Below are 20,765 nucleotides of genomic sequence, written 5' to 3' on the forward strand. Positions count from 1 at the left end.
TCATGGTGTTGACCTATCGTACGGATCACCCAGCGGTACACCGCGCACCCCCCGACCGAGCGAGCCGTGGCCTGATGCACAGAACCTTGATCGTCACCAATGACTTCCCGCCCCGCCCCGGTGGCATCCAGGCCTTCGTGCACAACATGGCCGTCCGTCAGCCCGCAGGCAGCGTGGTGGTGTACGCCTCCACCTGGCGGGACGGCGCCGAGGTGGCGCGCTTCGACGCCGAGCAGCCGTTCCCGGTGGTCCGGGACCGGACGAAGGTGATGGTTCCCACACCCCGGGTCACCCGGCGGGCCGCCGAGATCCTGCGGGCGGAGAAGTGCGACTCGGTCTGGTTCGGCGCCGCCGCCCCGCTCGGGCTGATGGCGCCCGCGCTGCGCCGGGCCGGGGCCGGGCGGCTGCTCGGCATGACCCACGGGCACGAGGCCGCCTGGGCCCAGCTGCCGGTCTCCCGGCAGCTGCTGCGCCGGATCGGGGCGGGCACGGACGTGCTGACCTACCTGGGCGAGTACACCCGCTCCCGGATCGCCGCCGCGGTCGGCCCGCAGGCCGCGGCCCGGATGGTCCAGCTGCCGCCGGGCGTGGACGAGACGACCTTCCACCCGGGCTCCGGGGGCGCCGAGGTGCGCCGCCGACTCGGGCTGGCGGACCGGCCGGTGGTGGTCTGCGTCTCCCGGCTGGTGCCGCGCAAGGGCCAGGACACCCTGATCGAGGCGATGCCGCAGATCCTCGCCGACGTGCCGGACGCGGTGCTGCTGATCGTCGGCGGCGGCCCGTACCGGGCGGACCTGGAGAAGCTCGCGGACGCCACGGGCGTACGGGACTCGGTGCGGTTCACCGGCTCGGTGCCGTGGGAGGAGCTGCCCGCCCACTACGGGGCCGGGGACGTCTTCGCGATGCCGTGCCGCACCCGGCGCGGGGGCCTGGACGTCGAGGGCCTGGGGATCGTCTACCTGGAGGCCTCGGCGACCGGCCTGCCGGTGGTCGCGGGGGACTCCGGCGGCGCGCCGGACGCCGTGCTGGAGGGCGAGACCGGGTACGTGGTGCCCGGCGGTTCGGCCACGGCGGCGGCCGAGCGGATCGTCCGGCTGCTGCGCGACGAGGAGCTGCGCCGGCGGATGGGCGAGGCCGGACGGCGCTGGGTGGAGCGCTCCTGGCGCTGGGACCTGCTGGCCGGGCGGCTGACCTCGCTGCTGGCCGGGTGACGCGGACGGGCCCGCACGCCGGACCCGGCGAGGGCCCGGAGTGCGGGCCCTGAGGCCCCGCCTCCTTCCTGGAGAGGCGGGGCCCGTCCGGCGCCGGCGGCTACTTCGTGTAGAGCGCCTCGATGTCGGCCGCGAAGTCCTTCAGCACGACGTTGCGCTTGAGCTTCAGCGAGGGCGTCAGGTGGCCGCTCTCCTCGGAGAACTCGGTGTCCAGCAGCCGGAACTTCTTGACCGCCTCGGCGTGCGAGACGGCCGCGTTGCCGTCGTCCACCGCGGCCTGGAGGGCGGCCAGCAGGTCCGGGTCGGCGGCGAGTTCGGCGACGGTGGCGTCGGCGGGCTTGCCGTTGAGCTCCTTCCACTTCGGGAAGAAGTCCGGGTCGACGGTGACCAGGCAGGCGATGAACGGCTTGCGGTCGCCGACCACCATGACCTCGCCGACCAGGGCGTGGGCCCGGATCCGGTCCTCGATCACGGCCGGGGCGACGTTCTTGCCGCCGGCGGTGACGATGATCTCCTTCTTGCGGCCGGTGATGGTCAGGTAGCCGTCGGAGTCCAGCGAGCCGAGGTCGCCGGTGGCGATCCAGCCGTCCTTGAGGGTGTCGGCGGTGGCCTGCGGGTTGTTCCAGTAGCCGGTGAAGACGTGCGGGCCCTTGAAGAAGACCTCGCCGTCCTCGGCGATCCGGACGGAGGCGCCGGGCACCGGCTGGCCGACCGTACCGATCTTCGGGTTGTCCCACGGGTTGAAGGCGGTGGCCGCACAGGTCTCCGTCAGGCCGTAGCCCTCCAGGACGGTGAAGCCGATGCCCCGGTAGAAGTGGCCCAGGCGCTCGCCGAGCGGGGCGCCGCCGGAGATGGCGTGGGTGGCCCGGCCGCCGAGGGCGGCGCGCAGCTTGCTGTAGACCAGCTTGTCGAAGACCGCGTGCTTGAGCCGCAGGACCAGGCCGGCGCCGCCGGCGTCCAGCGCCCGGCTGTAGGCGATCGCGGTGTCGGCGGCCTTGTCGAAGATCTTGCCCTTGCCGTCGGCCTGGGCCTTGGCGCGGGCGGTGTTGTAGACCTTCTCGAACACTCTGGGCACGCCCAGGATCAGGGTCGGCTTGAAGGCGGCCAGCTCGGCGGTGACGTCCCGGATGTCGGAGACGTGGCCGAGCTTGATCGGGGCCATCGCCGGGGCGATCTCGGCGATCCGGGCCAGCACGTGGGCCAGCGGCAGGAAGAGCAGGACGGAGCTCTCGCCGGTGCGGAACAGCGGGGCCAGGCGCTCGACGACGTTGCCGCACTCGGCCAGGAAGTTGCCGTGCGTCAGCTGACAGCCCTTCGGGCGGCCGGTGGTGCCCGAGGTGTAGACGATGGTGGCGACCGAGTCCGGGCCGGCGATCCGGCGGCGCTCGTGGACCGTGGCGTCCGGGACGTCCTGGCCGGCCGTGGCCAGCGCGGCGAGCGCCCCGCCCTCGATCTGCCAGGTGTGCTTCAGCTCCGGCAGGCGGTCGCGGACCTCGCCGACCACCCGGACGTGCTGGTCGGTCTCGGTGATCACGGCGACCGCGCCCGAGTCGCCGAGGATCCACTCCACCTGCTCGGCGGAGGAGGTCTCGTACACCGGGACGGTGACCGCGCCGGCCGTCCAGATCGCGAAGTCCAGCAGCGTCCACTCGTACCGGGTGCGGGACATGATGCCCACCCGGTCGCCCGGCTCGATGCCCGCGGCGATCAGGCCCTTGGCGGCGGCGTGCACCTCGGCCAGGAACTGGACCGAGGTCAGCTCCTGCCACTGGCCGTCCACCTTCCGGCTGAGCACGGCGACGTCCGGGTGCTCCTCGGCGTTCCGGTGCACCGGGTCGGCGAGGTTGCCGCCGCTCGGTACCTGATAGAGGGCCGGAAGGCTGAAGTCGAGCAAGACTGCTCCTCGTTCGCGACGCTGCGGGACGGCAGGACGTTACTGCCCGGTAGGCGGCTTCGACCAGGGGGGTCGGCTCCGGTGTTCGAAGTGTCACACCCGGCCGGGTCCGACCTGGCCGTGACCGGGTCGTTCGAATGGCACCCTACGGCAGCGGAGTGCGACCGGCCGGTAACATGCCCCGGCTGTGAATCGCCCGCTCGGGGCGGTGGCTCTGCCCGCTCGCCTGGTCGCGGCTCGGGGCGGTGGCTCGCCCGCTCGCCTCCGGGGCGCTCGGGCCCAGTGTCGACGGTCGGCGCTCCCTCGCTCGTTCCTCGCTCCTCCCTTACGGCACCGGCGCGCCCCTTCGGCTCGGGGCGGTGAATCGCCCGCTCGCCTGGTCGCGGCTCGGGGCGGTGGCTCGCCCGCCCGCGGCCGCCCGCCGGGCGCGGCCCGCGCCGCCGAGCCGATCGCCGTCGCGATAGCCTGCTCCGGGCGGACCGGGCCGAGCGCGCTCCGGCCGGACCGGCAGGCAGAGGGACGAGGCGGAGGGCCATTCCATGGCGGAGCACACCAGGTCGAGCATCACCATCGACGCGACCCCGGCCACGGTCATGGCCGTGATCGCCGACTTCGCCGCCTACCCGGCCTGGACCGGCGAGGTCAAGGAGGTCGAGGTCCTGGAGACCGGCGCGGACGGCCGCGCCGCCGAGGTCCGGCTGCTGCTCGACGCCGGCGCGATCCGCGACGAGCACGTCCTCGCCTACACCTGGGACGGCGACCGCGAGGTCTCCTGGACCCTCGTCCGCAGCCAGATGCTCCGCTCGCTGGACGGCTCCTACACCCTCGCCCCGCTGGCCGGCGGCCGCACCGAGGTGACCTACCAGCTCGCCGTGGACGTCAAGATCCCGATGCTCGGCATGATCAAGCGCAAGGCCGAGAAGGTCATCATCGACCGCGCCCTGGCCGGTCTGAAGAAGCGCGTCGAAGGCTGACGCGTCGAAGACCGACACGACCGAACGGGGGCCGGACGGCATGACGGCGACACGCACCATCCTGGTCAGCGGCGACGCGGGCGCACCCACGGTGGCCGCCGCCACCGCCCTGCACGCCGCCCGGCGCGGCCACCGCACCTGGCTGCTGGCCGCCGACGACCCGCACCGCGCCCTGGACTCCGCCCTCGGCACCCGGCTGGAGCCCGAACCGCTCCGGTACGCCCCGGGCCTGACCGTCTCCCGGATCGACGAGCAGGCGGCCTTCCGCTACGCGGTCGGCGAGCTCACCGGTCGGCTCAAGCCCGCCCTCGACCTGCTCGGCGCCGAACAGCTCGACGCCGAGGAGCTCACCGCCCTCCCCGGCATCGCCCGGCTCGCCCTGCTGCGCGCGCTGCCCGCCGCCGACCACGACGTCCTGGTCGTGCTCGCCCCGCCGCCCGCCGAGCTGATCGCCACCCTCGCCCTGCCCGAGCAGCTCGCCCGCTACCTGGACCGGCTCGTCCCCGAGCAGCGGCAGGCCGCCCGGGCGCTGCGTCCGCTGCTGGCCGGACTGGCCGGCGTCCCGATGCCCGCCGACTGGCTCTACGAGGGGCGCACCAAGGCCGCCGCGGCGCTCGCGGAGTCCCGCGCCGCCGTCACCGCGCCCGGCACCAGCGTCCGGCTGGTCGTCCCGGCCGACGGCCACCCGTACCGGGAGCTGCGCCGGATCCGGGCCGGGCTGGCGCTGCACGGGCACCGGCCGGACGCCGTGGTGGTGCACGGCGCGCTGCCCGAGGAGGCCGCCTCCTCGCCCGACCCCTGGCTGGCCGACCTGGCCCGCCGCCGACAGGAGGAGCTGACCGGGCTCGCAGCCGAGACCGACGCCCCGGTGCTGGTCACCGGTCTGGCCGAGGTGACCCTGGAGGCCGTCGCGGACCGGCTCTACGGGGACGGGGAGGGGCCCGAGCGACTGGCCCCCGAGCCCTGGCCGGTCGAGGACCGGCTCGCCGACGAGGGCCTGCTGGTCTGGCACCTCGACCTGCCCGGCGCCGACCGCGCCGAGCTGGACCTGGTCCGCCGGGGCGACGAGCTGGTGGTCGGGCTCGGCACCCACCGCCGGGTGCTCACCCTGCCGTCCGCGCTGCGCCGCTGCACGGTGGCCGGGGCCGGGCTGCACGACGGGGTGCTCTCGGTGCGGTTCGCGCCCGACCCGGCGCTCTGGCCGCGGGGCTGACGGGGGTTTCGGCGTGGGCCTGGCGCCGGCCCGGCGGGAGTCCGGCTGCGGCTCGGCGCTGGTCCGGCGGGACTTCGGCGGGGGTCCGGCGCCTTTTCGGGCGGCCCGGCCGGTCGGGTAGCGTCGGGCCGGAGGGCCGCGGGGTGCGGCCACGGCTGAGGAGGCGCCCGCGATGACCAGCACCGACGACCGCGACCGCACCGAGCCCGGCGCCCGGCAGGGCGGCGAGCCGGGCGGCCAGGGGAACCCGTTCGGACCGGAGCTGGGCCCGCTGGTGGACGAGGTGCGCCGGTTCGCCGGTGCGCTCGGCGAGAAGGCCCAGGAGGCGAGCGCCACCACCCTGATCACCCTGTCCGGGCTGGCCGACCGGCTGCGCACCCAGCAGCCCGAGGTCTACTCCCACCTCGCCGCCGCCGGCACCGGTCTCGCCGCCGCGGGGACCGAGCTGCTGGCGGCCTACCGCGCCGCCGTGGCCGGGCACGAGGGCCGCTGGACCGCCGGGCAGGGCGCGCCGACCGAGAAGATCGACCTCGACGAGGCTGACGGGCCGTCCGCCAAGCAGTGAAACCGTGACTTTCGGAGGGTGATCGCGTTGCTCTCGTACGTCACGAAGAAGGAGATTAGATAAGACTTTTGAAGCATCCCGGCCCGCCTGCCCCAGGATTGTCTTCGGATAATGTATGCGAGGCTGTGTACGGGGGCCGGGTTGGGCGGTAGCGTTTCCGTCCAGCGGAACGAGTGAATAGCTGAGGGACACATGGCTCTGACCATCGGCGTCGATGTCGGCGGGACCAAGATCGCGGCAGGTGTGGTCGACGAGGCGGGCGCGATCCTGGCCCGGACCAGGGTGCCCACCCCGGCCGACCCGCAGTGGGCGGTCGACGCCATCGCGCAGGCCGTGCGCGAGCTCAAGGAGCAGCACCCCGGCGTCACCGCGGTGGGCGTCGGCGCCCCCGGCTTCGTCGACAGCAACCGCTCCACGGTGATCTTCGCCCCCAACATCGACTGGGAGAACGAGCCGCTGCGCGGGCGGGTCGAGGAGCTCACCGGCCTGTCCACCGTCGTGGAGAACGACGCCAACTGCGCGGCCTGGGCCGAGTTCCGCTTCGGCGCGGCCGAGGAGCACCAGGACATGGTGCTGATCACCGTCGGCACCGGCATCGGCGGCGGCATCGTCCTGGACGGCCGGCTGCACCGCGGCCGCTTCGGCGTGGCCGGCGAGATCGGCCACCTCAACATGGTCCCCGACGGCCTCACCTGCGGCTGCGGCGGCAAGGGCTGCTGGGAGCAGTACGGCTCCGGGCGCGCGCTGCGCCGCTACGGCCGGGAGAAGGCCGCCGCCGACCCGCAGCGCGGCCGCCGGATGCTGGAGCTCAACGACGGCGTGGCCGAGACCATCCGCGGCATCCACATCACCCAGGCCGCCGAGGAGGGCGACCCGCTCGCCCTGGAGTGCTACGCCGAGCTGGCCGACTGGCTGGGCCGCGGCATGGCCGACCTCGCCGCGCTGTTCGACCCGGGCGTCTTCGTGCTCGGCGGCGGCGTCTCCGATTCCGGCCGACTGCTGCTCGACCCGGTCGCCAAGGCCTTCGAGCACTACCTGACCGGCGGGGTGCACCGCCCGCGCGCCGAGGTCGTGCTGGCCTCGATGGGCTCCGCCGCCGGCATCGTCGGCGCGGCGGACCTCGCCCGCGTCCCGTAACCGCCCTACCCCTCAGAGCCCGCCGGCGGCGGTGCGACCGGGCCCCGACCGATCCCGGACGCACCGCCGCCGTCGCACGTCCCGGCCCGGCCGCGTACGGTCGGACCGATCAGGTGACCGCCCAGGGGAGGACCATGAGCGCCGCGACCACGACCGCCGCCGCGACCGGGACAGCCGCGACCGGGACAGCCGCGGCCCCCGTACCGCTGCCGCCGCCCGGCCCGGGCCGGCTGCGGCTGCTCAGCTACAACATCCGCTCGCTGCGCGACGACCGGCGGGCGCTGGCCCGGGTGGTCCGGGCCTGCGAGCCGGACCTGGTCTGCGTCCAGGAGTCCCCGCGCTACTGGCGGCCCGAGGGGCAGGCCGCCTGGCTGGCCCGGAACACCGGGACGGTCGTGCTGGCCGGCGGCGGCCGCACTGCCGCCGGTCCGCTGCTGCTCGGCCGGCCCGGCGCGGTGGAACTGCTGGAGGTGCACGACCGGCTGCTGCCGAAGACCCGCGGCCTGCACGCCCGGGGCTTCGCCGGCGCGCTGCTGCGGCTGCCCGGCACGGCGCCGTTCACCGTCACCAGCTGCCACCTCAGCCTGGACCCGGAGGAGCGGTACGGGCAGTTCGAGCTGCTGCTCGACCAGCTGGGGATCGCCGAACTCGGCGTCGTGGCGGGGGACTTCAACGAGCACCCGGACGGGCCGGGCTGGCGGCTGCTGGCCTCCAGGCTCCAGGACGGGTACCCGACCGCGCCCTGGGGAGGCGAGTTCACCTCCGTCCCGGAGCGCCCCTACCAGCGGATCGACGCCGTCTTCGCCACGCCCGGGATCACCGTCCTCGGCTGCGGGGTGCCGCACGGCCTGCCCGGCGTCACCGAGGCCGACCTGCGGGCTGCCACCGACCACCTGCCGGTGCTCGCCGTCCTCGAACTGCCGGGCGGCTAGCCGTCAGACGACCGCGCCGTGGTCCGGGTCCTCCGGCTCGTCCTCGTCGCGGTCCTTCATCCGCGCGACCAGGGTGACGAAGCCGCCGAGGAAGGCGGTGATCCCGACCCAGGCGGGCCAGCCGGAGATCTCCCGCCAGACCACCGCGTCGACCAGCAGCACGGCCGGGCCGCCGAGCACCGCCAGCCAGGCGAACTTGGCGGTCACGTCGGCGGCGGGCAGCGGCGGGGGCTCCGGCGGGACGAAGTGGCCCTCGTCGGTCTCCTCGGCCAGCTCGAAGTCGCGCGGGCCCGCGCCGCCGGCCGGCATCACCGGGCGGCCGGAGCGGGGGCGGGGCCGCGGGGCGAGGTCGGAGAGGTCGTCCTGGTCGCCGCGGGCGCCGGTGCCGGCCTCCTTGGTGCCGCCCTTGAGCTCGTTCTGCGCCCGGAGGTTCTCGACCTCCGGCCAGTTCGGGTTGTTGAGGTCGACCGGGTCGTCGAACTGGGCCACCAGGGCGGCGAAGATCTCGTCCTGCTCGGCCTGGCTGCGCTCGGGGGCGCGGCGCGGACGGCGCTCGGCGGGGGCCTGGGGCCCGGCGGCGTCTCCGGCGGAGCCGGCGGTGTCCTCGACGATGTCCTTGACGGGCGGGGGCGTCGCGGCGCCGTCCGGGCCGCCGCGATCCGCCGGCGTACCGTTCGGGACGGCGGCGTTCGCCCCGCCGTCCTTGGTCGCGCCGTCCTCGCGGGGAGTCTCGTCCCCGCCGCCCGCCGTGCTGCTCTCGTGCACTTCCGGCCCTTCAGCCATGGTGATCGTCGGATTCGACCCGGGTGACGCCCGCCGCGTTCGCAGGAGCCAGCCGTCGGATGAAGTCCCGGCTGGCCCCGAATATTTCCGCCGCGTCGTGGTCCAGCGTGGCGACGTGGAAACTGCGCTGGCACAGCCGCTCCGTCACGTCCGTCGAGGATATCCGGGCCAGCACCAGTTCCGAGTTGGCCGGCGAGACGACGTGGTCCTGCGGGCTGCGGAACAGCAGCACCGGCTGGGTCACCTCCGGCAGCAGCCGCTGGACCTCCCGCCACAGCCGGGTCAGCGACCAGGCGGCGTGCAGCGGGGTGCGGTCGTAACCGACCTCGGCCGAGCCGGCCCGGGCGATGTCGTTGGCGACCCCGGGACGGCTGGGGACCAGGTGGCGCAGCACCGGCAGCAGCACGCTCGCGGGGGTGTCCGAGCGCACCGACGGGTTGACCAGCACCAGGCCGGAGACCGTCGGCCCGTGCAGGGCCGCGAGCCGCAGCGCCAGCGCGCCGCCCATCGACAGCGCGCAGACGAAGACCTGCTCGCACTCCTCGGCGAGCGCCAGCAGCTCGCGCTCGACCTCGGCGTACCAGTCCTCCCAGCGGGTGAGCTGCATGTCCTGCCAGCGGGTGCCGTGCCCGGGCAGCAGCGGCAGCGAGACGGTGAAGCCGGCCGCCGCCAGCTCGTCGGCCCACGGCCGCAGCGACTGCGGCGACCCGGTGAAGCCGTGGCAGAGCAGCACCCCCACCGGTCCGCCGCGGTGGCGGTACGGCTCGGCACCGGGCAGCAACGGCATGGCGGACTCCTTCGCGGGCGGGTGGCGCTGGGGGAGGGGACGCTGGTGGGGAGGTGCTGCGAAACCGCATCGTCCCACGCTCCGCGCCGGGTCGTACACCCCCTTCGAGCGTGCTCGGCCCGGCCCCTACGGCGGGGCCGGGCACGGCGGGCGGCCGCGGGGCATTAGGATCGACCGGTCCGCATAACAGGAGGCCCCGGTTGTTCTACCGACTGATGAAGATGATCGTCGCGCCACTGCTTCGGCTCTTCTTCCGGCCGTGGATCGAGGGCGAGGAGAACATCCCCGCCGAGGGTGCCGCGATCATCGCGAGCAACCACCTGTCCTTCTCGGACTCGTTCTTCTTCCCCGCGCTGATCAAGCGCCGGGTCACCTTCATCGCGAAGGCCGAGTACTTCAACACCCCGGGCCTCAAGGGCCGGCTGACCGCCGCGTTCTTCAAGGGCGTCGGCCAGCTGCCGGTGGACCGCTCGGGCGTGCGCGGCGCCGGCGAGGCCGCGATCCGCAGCGCCATCGCGGTGCTGGACCGCGGCGAGCTGTTCGGGGTCTACCCGGAGGGCACCCGCTCGCCCGACGGCAAGCTGTACCGCGGCAAGGTCGGCGGCCTGGCCCGCGTCGCGCTGGCCACCGGCGCCCCGGTGATCCCGGTCGCCATGATCGACACCGAGAAGGTGCAGCCGCCCGGCCAGGTGGTCCCCAACTTCGGCATCCGCCCCGGCATCCGGATCGGCCGCCCGCTGGACTTCTCCCGCTACCACGGCATGGAGAACGACCGCTTCATCCTCCGTTCGGTGACGGACGAGGTGATGTACGAGATCATGCGGCTCTCCGGCCAGGAGTACGTGGACATCTACGCGACCGCCGCCAAGCGGCAGATCGCCGACGAGAAGAAGAAGGCCGACGCCGAGCGCCGGGCCGCGGCCAAGGCGGAGAAGGCGGAGGCCGCCGAGGCGGAGAAGGCGGAGAAGGCCGCGGCCGAGGCCGCGAAGTCCGCCGAGCCGGGCACCTCGGAGAAGCCGGAGTAGTCGTCCGGGCGGCCGCCTGGCCGACCGGACGGGCCCAGGGGAGGGCGGGGCGGATGACGGACGACGGCGGCAGAGCCGGTGCGGTCGGCGGCACGGTGGCGGCCGGCGGCATGTCCGTCGAGCTCCCGCTGTGGCGGGCGATCTCCTACTTCCGGGTGCTGGCCCTGTGCTACGCGCTGCTGCGGTACTTCAACTCGTACCTGCACTTCCTGCACCCGGTGGCCGGCTGGATCTTCCTCGGCGCGCTGACCCTGTGGACCCTGGCCAGCACCCGGGCCTTCGCCGACCCGCGGCGCTGCACCTGGTACGTCCTGGGCACCGACCTCACCCTCGCCGTCACCGGCATCGTGATGAGCGGGCTGACCGACTCCCCGGCCCGGATCAGCCACGGCGCGCCCACCCTGCCGACCATCTGGGCGGCCGGCACGGTCCTCGGCTTCGCCGCGAAGGGCGGCTGGCGCCCGGCGGCGGCCTCGGGCTCGGTGATCGGCGTCGCCAACATCCTCGGCCACGGCGGGCCGACCGGCGACAACATCCACAACATCGTGCTGCTGATGGTGGCCGGCTGCGCGATCGGCTACGTGATCGAGCTGGCCCGGGCCAGCGAGGACACCCTCACCCGGGCGCTCCAGGTGGAGGCGGCCACCCGGGAGCGCGAGCGGCTCTCCCGGGACATCCACGACGGCGTGCTCCAGGTGCTCGCCCTGGTCCAGCGGCGCGGCGCGGAGCTGGGCGAGGGGACGGGCTCCGGCGCGGGCTTCGCCGAGCTCGGCCGGCTGGCCGGTGAACAGGAGCGTGCGCTGCGCACCCTGATGACGGGCGGTCCGCTGCCGGCCCAGCGCGCGTCGCGGTCCGACGCCGCCGAGCCGCCGGACCCGGACGCCCCGCGCGACCTCACCGCGCTGCTGCGCCCGTACGCGGACGAGCGGATCACGTTCTCCGCGCCCGGCACCCCGGTGCTGCTGCCCGGCCCGGCGGCGGGCGAGCTCGCGGCGGCGGTCGGCGCCGCCGTGGACAACGTGCGCAAGCACGCGGGGGAGCGGGCCCGGGCCTGGATCCTGGTGGAGGACGAGCCGGAGGCCGTCACGGTGAGCATCCGCGACGACGGCCCCGGCTTCGCCCCGGGCCGGCTCGGCGAGGCGGAGCAGGCCGGCCGGCTCGGCGTCTCCCAGTCGATCCGCGGCCGGCTGCTGGACCTCGGCGGCACGGCCGAGCTGTACTCGGCGCCCGGGGAGGGCGTCGAGGTCGAACTGCGCGTCCCGAGGAAGGCCACCGCATGACCGAGCAGCTGACGACCGACCAGCCGACCGCCGACCGGCCGGTGCGGGTGATGGTGGTGGACGACCACCCGATGTGGCGGGACGCCGTCTCGCGCGACCTCGCCGAGGCCGGGCTGGACGTGGTGGCCACCGCGGGCGACGGCGAGGAGGCCGTCCGCCGGGCCCGGGCCTGCACGCCGCAGGTGGTCGTGCTGGACCTCAACCTGCCCGGCCTGTCCGGCGCCGAGGTGTGCCGCCAGGTGGTCGCGCACGACCCGGCGGTGCGGGTGCTGGTGCTGTCGGCCAGCGGCGAGCACCAGGACGTGCTGGAGGCGGTGAAGTCCGGCGCGACCGGCTACCTGCTGAAGTCGGCCGGGCGGGAGGAACTGCTGGACGCGGTGCGCCGTACGGCCGTCGGCGACGCGGTGTTCACCCCCGGGCTGGCCGGCCTGGTGCTCGGCGAGTTCCGCCGGCTGGCCGCCGAGCCGGCCGCGGCCTCGGCGCCGGCCGCCCCGCGGCTGACCGCCCGGGAGACCGAGGTGCTGCGGCTGGTGGCCAAGGGGCTGTCGTACCGGCAGATCGCCGACCGGCTGGTGCTGTCGCACCGGACGGTGCAGAACCACGTGCAGAACACGCTCGGGAAGCTGCAGCTGCACAACCGGGTGGAGCTGGTCCGGTACGCGATCGAGCAGGGCCTGGACGACGGGTTCTGAGCGCCGCTCCGGTCGCCGGGCGCCCCGCGCGACGCGCGGCCCCGGGCGGGGCGCATCCGCCCGGGGCCGCGCCGCCGGCTCAGCGCGGCGCGGCCGTCGCCTCGCGCAGCAGGCCCGCCACGATGCCGACGCCGTCGCGGGTGAGCACCGACTCCGGGTGGAACTGGAGCCCCGCGAAGCCGTGCCCGCGCAGCGCGTGCACGTCGCCGGTGAGGGCGTCCCGGGAGACCTCGACGCCCTCGGCGGCGAGCCGCGCCGCGTCCTGCTCCGAGCAGCGCGCGGTGAAGGTGTTGTAGAAGCCGACCGTGTGCTTGCTGCCGAACAGGTCGATGCGCTCCTGCGCCCCCTGGTACGGGACGGCCTTGCGGCCCAGCGCGAGCCCGAGTTCGGCGGCCAGCAGCTGGTGGCTCAGGCAGACCGCGAGCAGCGGCGAGGTGCGGGCGCCGGCGCGGACGGCGGCCAGCGCGTCCGCGACGATCGGCCGCAGCACCGCCATCTTGGGGTCGTCCGCGAGCGCCGGGTCGCCCGGGCCGGGGCCGAGCACCAGCGCACCCCGGTGCGCCGCGACCCGCTCGCGCAGCCCCGGCTCGTCGTAGCGGGCCACCGTCACCCGGTGGCCGAGCGAGCCGAGCAGGTGGGAGAGCATCGAGGTGAAGGTGTCCTCGCCGTCCACGACCAGGGTCGGCTCGGCCTCGGTGATCTCGGCCGGCTGCTGCATCCGCAGCCAGAACGGCGCGAGGTCGGCCCGGCGGGCGTCCAGCGCGGCCTGCACCCGGTGGTCGTCGGCGAGCCGGGGCCCGACCGGGTGGGGCAGCCGGGCGGGCGCGGGCCGGGCGCCGATCGCGGTGAGCACCCCGGCGGCCTTGGCGTGGGTCTCGGCGACCTCGGACTCCGGGACGGAGTGGCGCACCAGGGTGGCGCCGACCCGGACGACCAGCCGGCCGGTGGCCGGGTCGATGTCGGCGGTGCGGATGCAGATCGGCGAGTCCAGCAGCTGCCCGCCGCTGGCGGAGCGGCCGATCAGGGCGAGCGCGCCGGAGTAGTAGCCGCGCCCGGAGGGCTCGTAGCGCCGGATCACCCGGGTGGCGTTCTCGACCGGGCTGCCGGTGACGGTCGCCGCGAACATCGTCTCGCGGAGCACCTCGCGGACGTCCATCGAGGTGCGCCCGCGCAGCTCGTACTCGGTGTGGGCGAGGTGGGCCATCTCCTTGAGCCGGGGCCCGAGCACCTGGCCGCCGAGGTCGCCGACCGTGCACATCATCTTGAGCTCCTCGTCCACGACCATGGTGAGCTCCTCCAACTCCTTGGGGTCGTGCAGGAATTGGAGCAGCGAGTCGAGGTCGGAGCCGCCGGTCGGGTAGCGGTAGGTGCCGGAGATCGGGTTCATCACGACGGTGCCGCCGCTCTGCCGGACGTGCACCTCGGGGGAGGCGCCGACCAACACCCGGTCACCGGTGTGCACCAGGAAGGTCCAGTAGGCGCCGCGCTCCTGCTCCAGCAGCCGCCGGAAGAGCGTCAGCGCGAGCTCGGGGGAGAAGTCGTCCAGCGTCGCGTGGAAGTCGCGCCGGATCACGAAGTTGGCGCCCTCCCCGTTGCCGATCTCGTCGCGGATCACCCGGCGGACGATCGCGGCGTACGCGTCGTCGTCCACGTCGAACCCGCCACCGGCAAGTGAGACCGGCAACTTCGGTAGGGCGTAGGTGAATTCGGCCAACGGAAGCACGTGTTGCTCGGCCACCGAGAGGGCCTGGAGGGGGGTTCCGTCGTCGTGCGCCTCGAAGCCGCGCTCGCGGATCTGGCGGTACGGGACGAGTGCGAGCAGGTCGTGCACCGGCCCGCCGTCGGCCGGCGCGCCGCTGCGCACGGGCAGGTCGGCGAGGTGCTCGTAGCTGTCGACGGTGCCCAGCAGCACCTCGACGGTGTCCGGGCTGAGCCGGGGCGTGCGGCGGTGCAGCAGGGCGAACGCGGGGGCGTCCGGGCCGGTGAGACGGGCGAGCAGGTCGACGGCGGTGGTCACGGGAAACGGCTTCCTTCCGGATGGACTGCTGAGAGGCGGTGCAGGGTCCGCTCCCGGAGGGCCGTCTGCTCAGACGTCGACGGCCGCCCCGAGGGGCGGCCGTCGTGTTCGTCTAGGAACGCGTCATCTGTGGGCCACCCTTGGGGGAGGTCCACCACCAGGAGTGGGTGTGGGGCGCGTGCATGGTTGGAGCGTAGCGGATGCGTCGGGACGGGTGAGGGCGATCACGTCTTTGTCCGAGATGTGTCTCATCACTCGGGCAATAGTCACGAGTCACTCCAGTCACCCCGTAGCCTTGGCGGTGTGACCGCTACGACTGAGACATCGAGGGCTGCCCATTCCTGGGAGTCCCTGCCCGCGGCGCAGCAGCCTGAATGGCCGGACCAAGAGGCTCTGCGCAAGACCCTTGCCGAGCTCGCCTCCTATCCGCCGCTCGTCTTCGCCGGCGAGTGCGACCAGCTGCGCGCCCGGCTCGGAGCCGTGGCGCGCGGGGAGGCCTTCCTCCTTCAGGGCGGTGACTGTGCCGAGGCCTTCGACGGCGTCTCGGCGGAGCACATCCGCAACAAGCTGAAGACGCTGCTCCAGATGGCCGCCGTGCTGACGTACGCGGCCTCCGTTCCGGTGGTGAAGGTCGGCCGCATCGCCGGCCAGTACTCCAAGCCGCGCTCCAAGTCGACCGAGACCCGCGACGGCGTGACGCTGCCGGTCTACCGCGGCGACTCGGTGAACGGCTTCGAGTTCACCCCCGAGTCCCGCATCCCGGACCCGGAGCGCCTGAAGCGGATGTACAACGCGTCCGCCGCGACGCTCAACCTGGTGCGCGCGTTCACCACCGGTGGTTACGCGGACCTGCGCCAGGTGCACGCCTGGAACCAGGACTTCGTCCGCAACTCGCCGGCCGGCCAGCGCTACGAGCAGCTCGCCCGGGAGATCGACAACGCCCTGGCGTTCATGAGCGCCTGCGGCGTGGTGCCGGAGGAGTTCAAGGCGGTCGAGTTCTTCTCCTCGCACGAGGCGCTGATCCTCGACTACGAGACCGCGCTGACCCGCGTGGACTCGCGCACCGGCGAGCTGTACGACGTCTCCGGCCACATGGTGTGGATCGGCGAGCGCACCCGCCAGCTGGACCACGCGCACATCGAGTTCGCCTCGAAGATCCGCAACCCGATCGGCGTCAAGCTCGGCCCGACCACCTCGGTGGACGACGCGCTCGCCCTGATCGAGAAGCTGGACCCGGAGCGCGAGCCCGGCCGCCTGACCTTCATCACCCGGATGGGCGCGGGCAAGATCCGCGACCACCTGCCCGGCCTGGTGGAGAAGGTCACCGCCTCCGGCGCCAAGCCGGTGTGGATCTGCGACCCGATGCACGGCAACACCTTCGAGGCCTCCAGCGGGCACAAGACCCGCCGCTTCGACGACGTCCTGGACGAGGTCAAGGGCTTCTTCGAGGTGCACCGCGCGCTCGGCACCCACCCGGGCGGCATCCACGTGGAGCTGACCGGCGACGACGTGACCGAGTGCGTCGGCGGCGGCGACGAGGTCATGGTGGACGACCTGCACCAGCGCTACGAGACGGCCTGCGACCCGCGGCTCAACCGCAGCCAGTCGCTGGACCTGGCGTTCCTGGTGGCGGAGATGTACCGCGGCCAGTAGGCCCGGTGCCCGTCCGATGTGACGAAGGCCCCTCCGGATTCGGGTTTCCCGAGCCCGGAGGGGCTTTTTCGTACCCGTTCCGCCGGGTAAGGTAAGCCTCAGCGAACTAAGGTAGACCTTGGTCAAGATCCACTCCGCTTCACCCCCGGGAGACACCGCGATGTACGTGTGCATGTGCCATGCGGTCACCGAGGACCAGGTGAAGAAGGCGATCGACGGCGGTGCCAACACCCCGCGCCAGATCGCGAAGGGCTGCCGGGCCGGCACCGACTGCGGCTCCTGCGTGCGCCGCATACAGGCGCTGCTCGGCGAGCACGGCGCCCGCCCCTGCCCGACCGCCCGGCTGGCCGCGAAGCTCGGGCTCGCGGATCCGGAGGCCCCGGAGGTCCCGGCGGAGCCGGCCGGGGAGGCCCGGGGGGCCGCCCCGGTGGTCCCGCTGCGAGCCGCCTGAGCGGTCCGGGCGGCCTGAGCGGCCCCTGGGCGGCCCGGGCGTACGGCCTCAGGACTCCGGCTGCTCGATGACCTGGGCGAGGTAGAGCGCCTCGCCGAGCTTCTCCAGCAGCTCCAGCTGGGTGTCGAGGTAGTCGATGTGGTGCTCCTCGTCGGCCAGGATGTCCTCGAAGATGTTCGCCGAGGTGACGTCGTTCTTGGCCCGCATCACCACGATCCCGCGCTTGAGCCGGTCGATCGCCTCGACCTCGATCTGGCGGTCCGCCTCGAACATCTCCTTGACCGTCTGGCCGATCCGGACGTGGAACAGCCGCTGGTAGTTGGGCAGCCCGTCCAGGAACAGGATCCGGTCGGTGAGCGTCTCGGCGTGCTTCATCTCGTCGAAGGACTCGTGCCGGGTGTACTTGGCGAGCTTCGTCCAGCCGAAGTTCTCCTGCATCTTGGCGTGCAGGAAGTACTGGTTGATCGCGGTCAGCTCGGCGGTGAGCTGCTCGTTGAGGAACTCGATGACCTCGGGATCGCCCTGCATGGTGGTGCCTCCTGCGCTCGTGCTGCTGCCGTGAGTCCTGCGTGTGTCCTGCGTGATCCTGTGCTGGGTCCTGCGCTGGGTCCTGTGCTGGGCATCCTGGCACCGCTTCGGGAGGAAATTCCAGTAAGTTCACACTCACTAGGACATGTGCCGGAATATCCGATTCATTCCGAAGGGCGCCGGCGGGCGATCGACCACTGGTCCGTACGGGCGGGGGCGCGAAGCCGTGGAAAGGGGCGCGCGCCGAGGCATGTCCGCCGTCTGTCACCATGGATCCATGGGTCAGTCGAAACACGAACCGCTTCCGCCGCCTGACCCGAGGCTCCCCCCGGGCCAGCGCGCGCAGCGCGGCTGGCCCGCCCTGCACTACGGGCCGGTGCCCCGCTTCAAGCCGCTGACCTGGGACCTCCAGGTGTTCGGTGCCACCGCCTCGGCGGAGAAGCACAGCTGGGACTTCGAGGCCTTCAACGCCCTGCCGCGCACCACCGTCGTCGGGGACCTGCACTGCGTGACCAAGTTCTCGGTCCTCGGCAACGAGTGGACGGGCGTGTCGGCCGCCGCCGTGCTCGACCTGGTGCCCCCCGCGCCCGGCGTCACCCACGTCATGGTCTGGGCCGAGTACGGCTACAGCGCCAACCTGCGGTTGGCCGACTTCGCCGACCCGCGCACCCTGCTCGCCACCCACCGCAACGGCGAGGCGCTCACCGCCGAGCACGGCTTCCCGGTCCGGCTGGTGGTGCCGCGGCTCTACGCCTGGAAGGGCCCCAAGTGGGTCCGCGCGGTGGAGTACATGCGGGCCGACCGGCGCGGTTTCTGGGAGGAGCGCGGCTACCACAACCTCGCCGACCCCTGGCGCGAGCAGCGGTACTCCTACCAGGAGGAGCCCGGCGACGGGCCGCTGCGCTGACCCCGCACCGGCCCCGGGAGTCCTAGAACAGCGAGAACTTGACCGTCACCGTGCTGCGCTGCGGGCGCCGCTCGCCCGCCGCCGGGCTCTGGCCGGACGAGGTGACCGCGCCGAACACGTCCCAGCCGCTGGTCTGCATGGTGAAGCCCGCCGCCTGGAGCGCCTTCTGCGCCTCGTCCCTGCTCATCCCGGTGACGTTCGGGACCGGCACCATGCCCTTGCTGACCACCAGCGCGACCGCGGAGTTCTCCTGCAGCAGCTGCCCGGCCGCCGGCGAGCTGCTGATCACCGAACCCTCGGGCACGGTGTCGTCGTAGGTCTCGGTCACCCCGCCCCTGGTCAGCTGGGCGCCGGTCAGGGCCGCGGCGGCGTCGGCGGAGCTCTTGCCGACGAGCTCCGGCACCGCGATCCGCTTGGGGCCCTTGGAGACGGTGACCGTGACGCTGTCGCTCTTGCGGGTGCGCGCGCCCACCCCGGGGTCGGTGGAGATCACCTGCCCGGACGGGACGGACTCGCTGAACACCTCGACGAACCTCCCGTGCAGGCCCGACTTGTCCAGGACCCGCTGCGCCTCGGCCCGGTCCTTGCCGAGCACGCCCGGCACCGAGCCGTACAGCCCCTGGGAGATGCCGTAGGTGGCGCCGCCGATCGCCAGCACGAGGGCGGCCAGCGCGGCCGTCCAGATCAGTGTCCGGCGCGGGAGACGGCGCAGCCGGCCCGGCCGGCGCTGCTGCACCGGGGTCGGCTCGTCGTACGGGCGGGGCTCGGCGAGCAGCTCGTCCATCAGCTCCGGCGGCATGTCCAGCACGCTGGTGCGCTCGGTGGGCGGGGCGTCGGCGGGCCGCGGCAGCGGCTGGATCACCGAGGTCGGCTCGCTGGTGGGGTAGCGCGGGCTGGGCCGGGTGGAGGCCGGCGGCTCGGCGTCCAGCTCGGCCGGGGCGAGGGTGCGGCGGACCCGCTGGAGGGCGGCGAGCAGCTCGACCGCGTCGTACGGGCGGGCGGCGGCCGACCGCGCGCAGGCGCCGGCGACTATCGCGTCCAGTTCGGGGCCGACGGCGGGGGCGACCAGGGAGGGGGCCGGGACGTCCTCGTGCAGGTGCTTGTACATGACCTGGACGGGGTTGTCGCCGGTGTGCGGGCGGCGGCCGGTGAGCATCTCGTACAGCAGGATGCCGGCCGCGTAGACGTCCACCCGCTGGTCGGTGGCGGCGTCCGGGAGGATCTGCTCGGGGGCCAGGTAGGAGACGGTGCCCATGACCGTGCCGCCGGTGGCGGTGGTGGTCGAGGTGGGCGCGCCGTCGGCGGTGCCGAGCACCCGGACCAGGCCGAAGTCGGCGACCTTGACCAGGCCGCCCTCGGTGATCAGCACGTTCTCGGGCTTGACGTCGCGGTGGACCAGCCCGGCCCGGTGGGCGGCGCCGAGCGCGGCCAGCACCGGCTCCAGCACGTCCAGCGCGGCCCGGACGGACAGCGCGCCGCGGTCGCGCAGCAGGTCGCGCAGGGTGCGGCCGGGCACGTACTCCATGGCGAGGAAGACGTGGCCGCCGTCCGCGCCCTGGTCGAAGACGTTGACCACGTTGGGGTGGGTGAGCTTGGCGACCGCCTTGGCCTCGCGGATGAAGCGGGCGGTGAAGCCCTCGTCGCCGGCCAGCGAGGGGTGCATCACCTTGAGCGCGACGACCCGGTCCAGCCGGGTGTCGGTGCCCCGGTAGACGGTGGACATCCCGCCGGTCGCGACGCGCTGCTCGACCCGGTACCGGTTGTCGAGCAGGGTGCCGATCAGGGGGTCGTGCAGTGCCATGTCCACCCGAGGAGTCTAGTGGCGGCCCCGGCGGCCGGGCCCGGAGGACGCCGCCGCCGGGCCCGGCTGTGCCCGGGTTGTGACACGCGGGCGCGTCAGAACGCGGGGTGCTCGCGGGTGTCCAGGTCGGCTAGGCCGGCCATCGCGGAGGAGGCCTCGGCGTGGAAGCGCCGCGGGATCCGGCCGGCCCGGTGGGCGAGCCGGCCGGCCTCGGCGGCGTGCCGCATCGCCCCGGCCATCAGCACCGGGTCCTGAGCCCGGGTCACCGCGGAGGCGAGCATCACCGCGGCGCAGCCCAGCTCCATCGCCAGCGCCACGTCGGAGGCGGTGCCGGCGCCCGCGTCCAGGATCACCGGGACGCCCGCGTTCTCCACGATCAGCTGGAAGTTGTGCGGGTTGCGGATGCCCAGGCCCGAACCGATCGGCGAGCCCAGCGGCATGACGGCCGCGCAGCCGACGTCCTCCAGCCTGCGGGCCAGCACCGGGTCGTCGTTGGTGTACGGCAGGACGGTGAAGCCGTCGTCGACCAGGGTCTCGGCGGCGTCCAGCAGCTCGATCGGGTCGGGCAGCAGGGTGCGCTCGTCGGCGATCACCTCCAGCTTGACCCAGTCGGTGCCGAGCGCCTCGCGGGCCAGCCGGGCGGTCAGCACGGCCTCGCCGGCGGTGAAGCAGCCGGCCGTGTTGGGCAGCACCCGGATGCCGTTGCGGGTCAGCACGTCCAGGACGGAGCCCTGGGTGGAGGCGTCGACCCGGCGCATCGCCACGGTGGTCAGCTCGGTGCCGGAGGCGAGCAGCGCGCGCTCCAGGACCTCCTGGCTGGGGGCGCCGCCGGTGCCCATGATCAGCCGGGAGGAGAAGGTCGTCCCGGCGATGGTGAGGCTGTCCCCATCGGTGGGGAGAAGGGCGTCGGCCATG

19 protein-coding genes are annotated in these 20,765 nt (G+C 73.9%); 12 read left to right on the forward strand and 7 right to left on the reverse strand.

Going from position 1 to position 20,765, the window contains the following annotated elements:
• Positions 1–74: 74 nt before the first annotated feature.
• Positions 75–1,211, forward strand: coding sequence for a glycosyltransferase family 4 protein (locus ACFY0X_RS04995; RefSeq protein WP_387748862.1), 1,137 nt, complete (start codon positions 75–77; stop codon positions 1,209–1,211).
• Between the two features lie 100 nt (positions 1,212–1,311).
• Here ACFY0X_RS04995 and ACFY0X_RS05000 read toward each other — a convergent pair whose 3' ends face one another.
• Positions 1,312–3,105 (reverse strand): AMP-dependent synthetase/ligase, encoded by a 1,794-nt coding sequence (locus ACFY0X_RS05000; protein ID WP_387748864.1) that lies wholly within the window; start codon positions 3,103–3,105, stop codon positions 1,312–1,314.
• 539 nt (positions 3,106–3,644) lie between these two features.
• Here ACFY0X_RS05000 and ACFY0X_RS05005 point away from each other — a divergent pair.
• The 5 genes from ACFY0X_RS05005 (at position 3,645) to ACFY0X_RS05025 (ending at position 7,926) form a co-directional block, all read left to right on the forward strand.
• Positions 3,645–4,079: an SRPBCC family protein gene (locus ACFY0X_RS05005; protein ID WP_387748866.1), complete on the forward strand. Its 435-nt coding sequence runs from the start codon at positions 3,645–3,647 to the stop codon at positions 4,077–4,079.
• A 40-nt stretch (positions 4,080–4,119) separates the two neighbouring features.
• The gene (locus tag ACFY0X_RS05010; RefSeq protein WP_387748868.1) at positions 4,120–5,292 is read left to right on the forward strand and encodes an ArsA family ATPase; all 1,173 of its coding nucleotides are present in this window, start codon (positions 4,120–4,122) and stop codon (positions 5,290–5,292) included.
• A gap of 172 nt (positions 5,293–5,464) precedes the next feature.
• Entirely contained in the window at positions 5,465–5,857 is a 393-nt protein-coding gene (locus tag ACFY0X_RS05015) for a DUF5304 family protein (protein ID WP_387748869.1), read from the forward strand.
• 192 nt (positions 5,858–6,049) lie between these two features.
• Positions 6,050–6,994: an ROK family glucokinase gene (locus tag ACFY0X_RS05020; protein ID WP_387748871.1), complete on the forward strand. Its 945-nt coding sequence runs from the start codon at positions 6,050–6,052 to the stop codon at positions 6,992–6,994.
• A gap of 134 nt (positions 6,995–7,128) precedes the next feature.
• Entirely contained in the window at positions 7,129–7,926 is a 798-nt protein-coding gene (locus tag ACFY0X_RS05025) for an endonuclease/exonuclease/phosphatase family protein (protein WP_387748873.1), read from the forward strand.
• 3 nt (positions 7,927–7,929) lie between these two features.
• Here ACFY0X_RS05025 and ACFY0X_RS05030 read toward each other — a convergent pair whose 3' ends face one another.
• Positions 7,930–8,691, reverse strand: a complete 762-nt coding sequence (locus tag ACFY0X_RS05030) for a hypothetical protein (protein ID WP_387748875.1) — start codon at positions 8,689–8,691, stop codon at positions 7,930–7,932.
• A 10-nt stretch (positions 8,692–8,701) separates the two neighbouring features.
• A complete protein-coding gene (locus ACFY0X_RS05035) occupies positions 8,702–9,496 on the reverse strand; it encodes an alpha/beta hydrolase (RefSeq protein ID WP_387748877.1) in 795 nt (264 codons plus the stop codon).
• A gap of 200 nt (positions 9,497–9,696) precedes the next feature.
• Between ACFY0X_RS05035 and ACFY0X_RS05040 the strand changes: the two genes are divergently transcribed.
• The 3 genes from ACFY0X_RS05040 to ACFY0X_RS05050 are packed head-to-tail and all read left to right on the forward strand — an operon-like array spanning position 9,697 to position 12,493.
• Positions 9,697–10,521 carry a lysophospholipid acyltransferase family protein gene (locus tag ACFY0X_RS05040; RefSeq protein ID WP_387748879.1) on the forward strand — a complete coding sequence of 275 codons (825 nt, stop codon included), beginning with the start codon at positions 9,697–9,699 and terminating at the stop codon, positions 10,519–10,521.
• Between the two features lie 53 nt (positions 10,522–10,574).
• Complete coding sequence (gene macS / locus ACFY0X_RS05045; protein WP_387748881.1) at positions 10,575–11,801, forward strand: MacS family sensor histidine kinase; 1,227 nt, start codon at positions 10,575–10,577, stop codon at positions 11,799–11,801.
• Positions 11,798–12,493: a response regulator gene (locus tag ACFY0X_RS05050; protein ID WP_387748883.1), complete on the forward strand. Its 696-nt coding sequence runs from the start codon at positions 11,798–11,800 to the stop codon at positions 12,491–12,493. The genes macS and ACFY0X_RS05050 overlap by 4 nt, the downstream gene beginning before the upstream one ends.
• Positions 12,494–12,572: 79 nt before the next feature.
• On the opposite strand, the gene ACFY0X_RS05055 is transcribed toward ACFY0X_RS05050, so the two are convergent.
• Entirely contained in the window at positions 12,573–14,510 is a 1,938-nt protein-coding gene (locus ACFY0X_RS05055) for a chorismate-binding protein (RefSeq protein ID WP_387748885.1), read from the reverse strand.
• 303 nt (positions 14,511–14,813) lie between these two features.
• Here ACFY0X_RS05055 and ACFY0X_RS05060 point away from each other — a divergent pair, with 303 nt between their 5' ends.
• Together ACFY0X_RS05060 and ACFY0X_RS05065 are read left to right on the forward strand one after the other, a co-directional pair.
• A complete protein-coding gene (locus ACFY0X_RS05060) occupies positions 14,814–16,163 on the forward strand; it encodes a class II 3-deoxy-7-phosphoheptulonate synthase (protein ID WP_387748887.1) in 1,350 nt (449 codons plus the stop codon).
• Between the two features lie 160 nt (positions 16,164–16,323).
• The gene (locus ACFY0X_RS05065) at positions 16,324–16,614 is read left to right on the forward strand and encodes a bacterioferritin-associated ferredoxin (RefSeq protein ID WP_387748889.1); all 291 of its coding nucleotides are present in this window, start codon (positions 16,324–16,326) and stop codon (positions 16,612–16,614) included.
• Positions 16,615–16,662: 48 nt separating this feature from the next.
• On the opposite strand, the gene bfr is transcribed toward ACFY0X_RS05065, so the two are convergent.
• Positions 16,663–17,142 carry a bacterioferritin gene (gene bfr, locus ACFY0X_RS05070; RefSeq protein ID WP_063347260.1) on the reverse strand — a complete coding sequence of 160 codons (480 nt, stop codon included), beginning with the start codon at positions 17,140–17,142 and terminating at the stop codon, positions 16,663–16,665.
• A gap of 277 nt (positions 17,143–17,419) precedes the next feature.
• Between bfr and ACFY0X_RS05075 the strand changes: the two genes are divergently transcribed.
• Positions 17,420–18,049, forward strand: coding sequence for a molybdopterin-dependent oxidoreductase (locus tag ACFY0X_RS05075; protein ID WP_387748891.1), 630 nt, complete (start codon positions 17,420–17,422; stop codon positions 18,047–18,049).
• Positions 18,050–18,071: 22 nt separating this feature from the next.
• Here the strand turns inward: ACFY0X_RS05075 and pknB are convergent, their stop codons facing one another.
• Both pknB and ACFY0X_RS05085 read right to left on the reverse strand, forming a co-directional pair.
• On the reverse strand, positions 18,072–19,850 hold the full coding sequence (gene pknB / locus ACFY0X_RS05080) for a Stk1 family PASTA domain-containing Ser/Thr kinase (protein ID WP_387749292.1): 1,779 nt from the start codon (positions 19,848–19,850) through the stop codon (positions 18,072–18,074).
• Positions 19,851–19,945: 95 nt separating this feature from the next.
• Positions 19,946–20,764, reverse strand: coding sequence for a thiazole synthase (locus ACFY0X_RS05085; RefSeq protein ID WP_387748893.1), 819 nt, complete (start codon positions 20,762–20,764; stop codon positions 19,946–19,948).
• Position 20,765: the final 1 nt, after the last annotated feature.

It is taken from the genome of Kitasatospora sp. NPDC001547, from assembly GCF_042894165.1.
Lineage (GTDB): Bacteria > Actinomycetota > Actinomycetes > Streptomycetales > Streptomycetaceae > Kitasatospora.

Bases quoted from the DNA above. Each gene is read 5' to 3' on its own strand.
- ACFY0X_RS04995 (WP_387748862.1), top strand. From the start codon at position 75: ATGCACAGAACCTTGATCGTCACCAATGACTTCCCGCCCCGCCCCGGT.
- ACFY0X_RS05075 (WP_387748891.1), top strand. From the start codon at position 17,420: ATGGGTCAGTCGAAACACGAACCGCTTCCGCCGCCTGACCCGAGGCTC.
- ACFY0X_RS05050 (WP_387748883.1), top strand. From the start codon at position 11,798: ATGACCGAGCAGCTGACGACCGACCAGCCGACCGCCGACCGGCCGGTG.
- ACFY0X_RS05015 (WP_387748869.1), top strand. From the start codon at position 5,465: ATGACCAGCACCGACGACCGCGACCGCACCGAGCCCGGCGCCCGGCAG.
- bfr (WP_063347260.1), bottom strand. From the start codon at position 17,142: ATGCAGGGCGATCCCGAGGTCATCGAGTTCCTCAACGAGCAGCTCACC.
- pknB (WP_387749292.1), bottom strand. From the start codon at position 19,850: ATGGCACTGCACGACCCCCTGATCGGCACCCTGCTCGACAACCGGTAC.
- macS (WP_387748881.1), top strand. From the start codon at position 10,575: ATGACGGACGACGGCGGCAGAGCCGGTGCGGTCGGCGGCACGGTGGCG.
- ACFY0X_RS05010 (WP_387748868.1), top strand. From the start codon at position 4,120: ATGACGGCGACACGCACCATCCTGGTCAGCGGCGACGCGGGCGCACCC.
- ACFY0X_RS05025 (WP_387748873.1), top strand. From the start codon at position 7,129: ATGAGCGCCGCGACCACGACCGCCGCCGCGACCGGGACAGCCGCGACC.
- ACFY0X_RS05035 (WP_387748877.1), bottom strand. From the start codon at position 9,496: ATGCCGTTGCTGCCCGGTGCCGAGCCGTACCGCCACCGCGGCGGACCG.
- ACFY0X_RS05020 (WP_387748871.1), top strand. From the start codon at position 6,050: ATGGCTCTGACCATCGGCGTCGATGTCGGCGGGACCAAGATCGCGGCA.
- ACFY0X_RS05085 (WP_387748893.1), bottom strand. From the start codon at position 20,764: ATGGCCGACGCCCTTCTCCCCACCGATGGGGACAGCCTCACCATCGCC.
- ACFY0X_RS05005 (WP_387748866.1), top strand. From the start codon at position 3,645: ATGGCGGAGCACACCAGGTCGAGCATCACCATCGACGCGACCCCGGCC.
- ACFY0X_RS05065 (WP_387748889.1), top strand. From the start codon at position 16,324: ATGTACGTGTGCATGTGCCATGCGGTCACCGAGGACCAGGTGAAGAAG.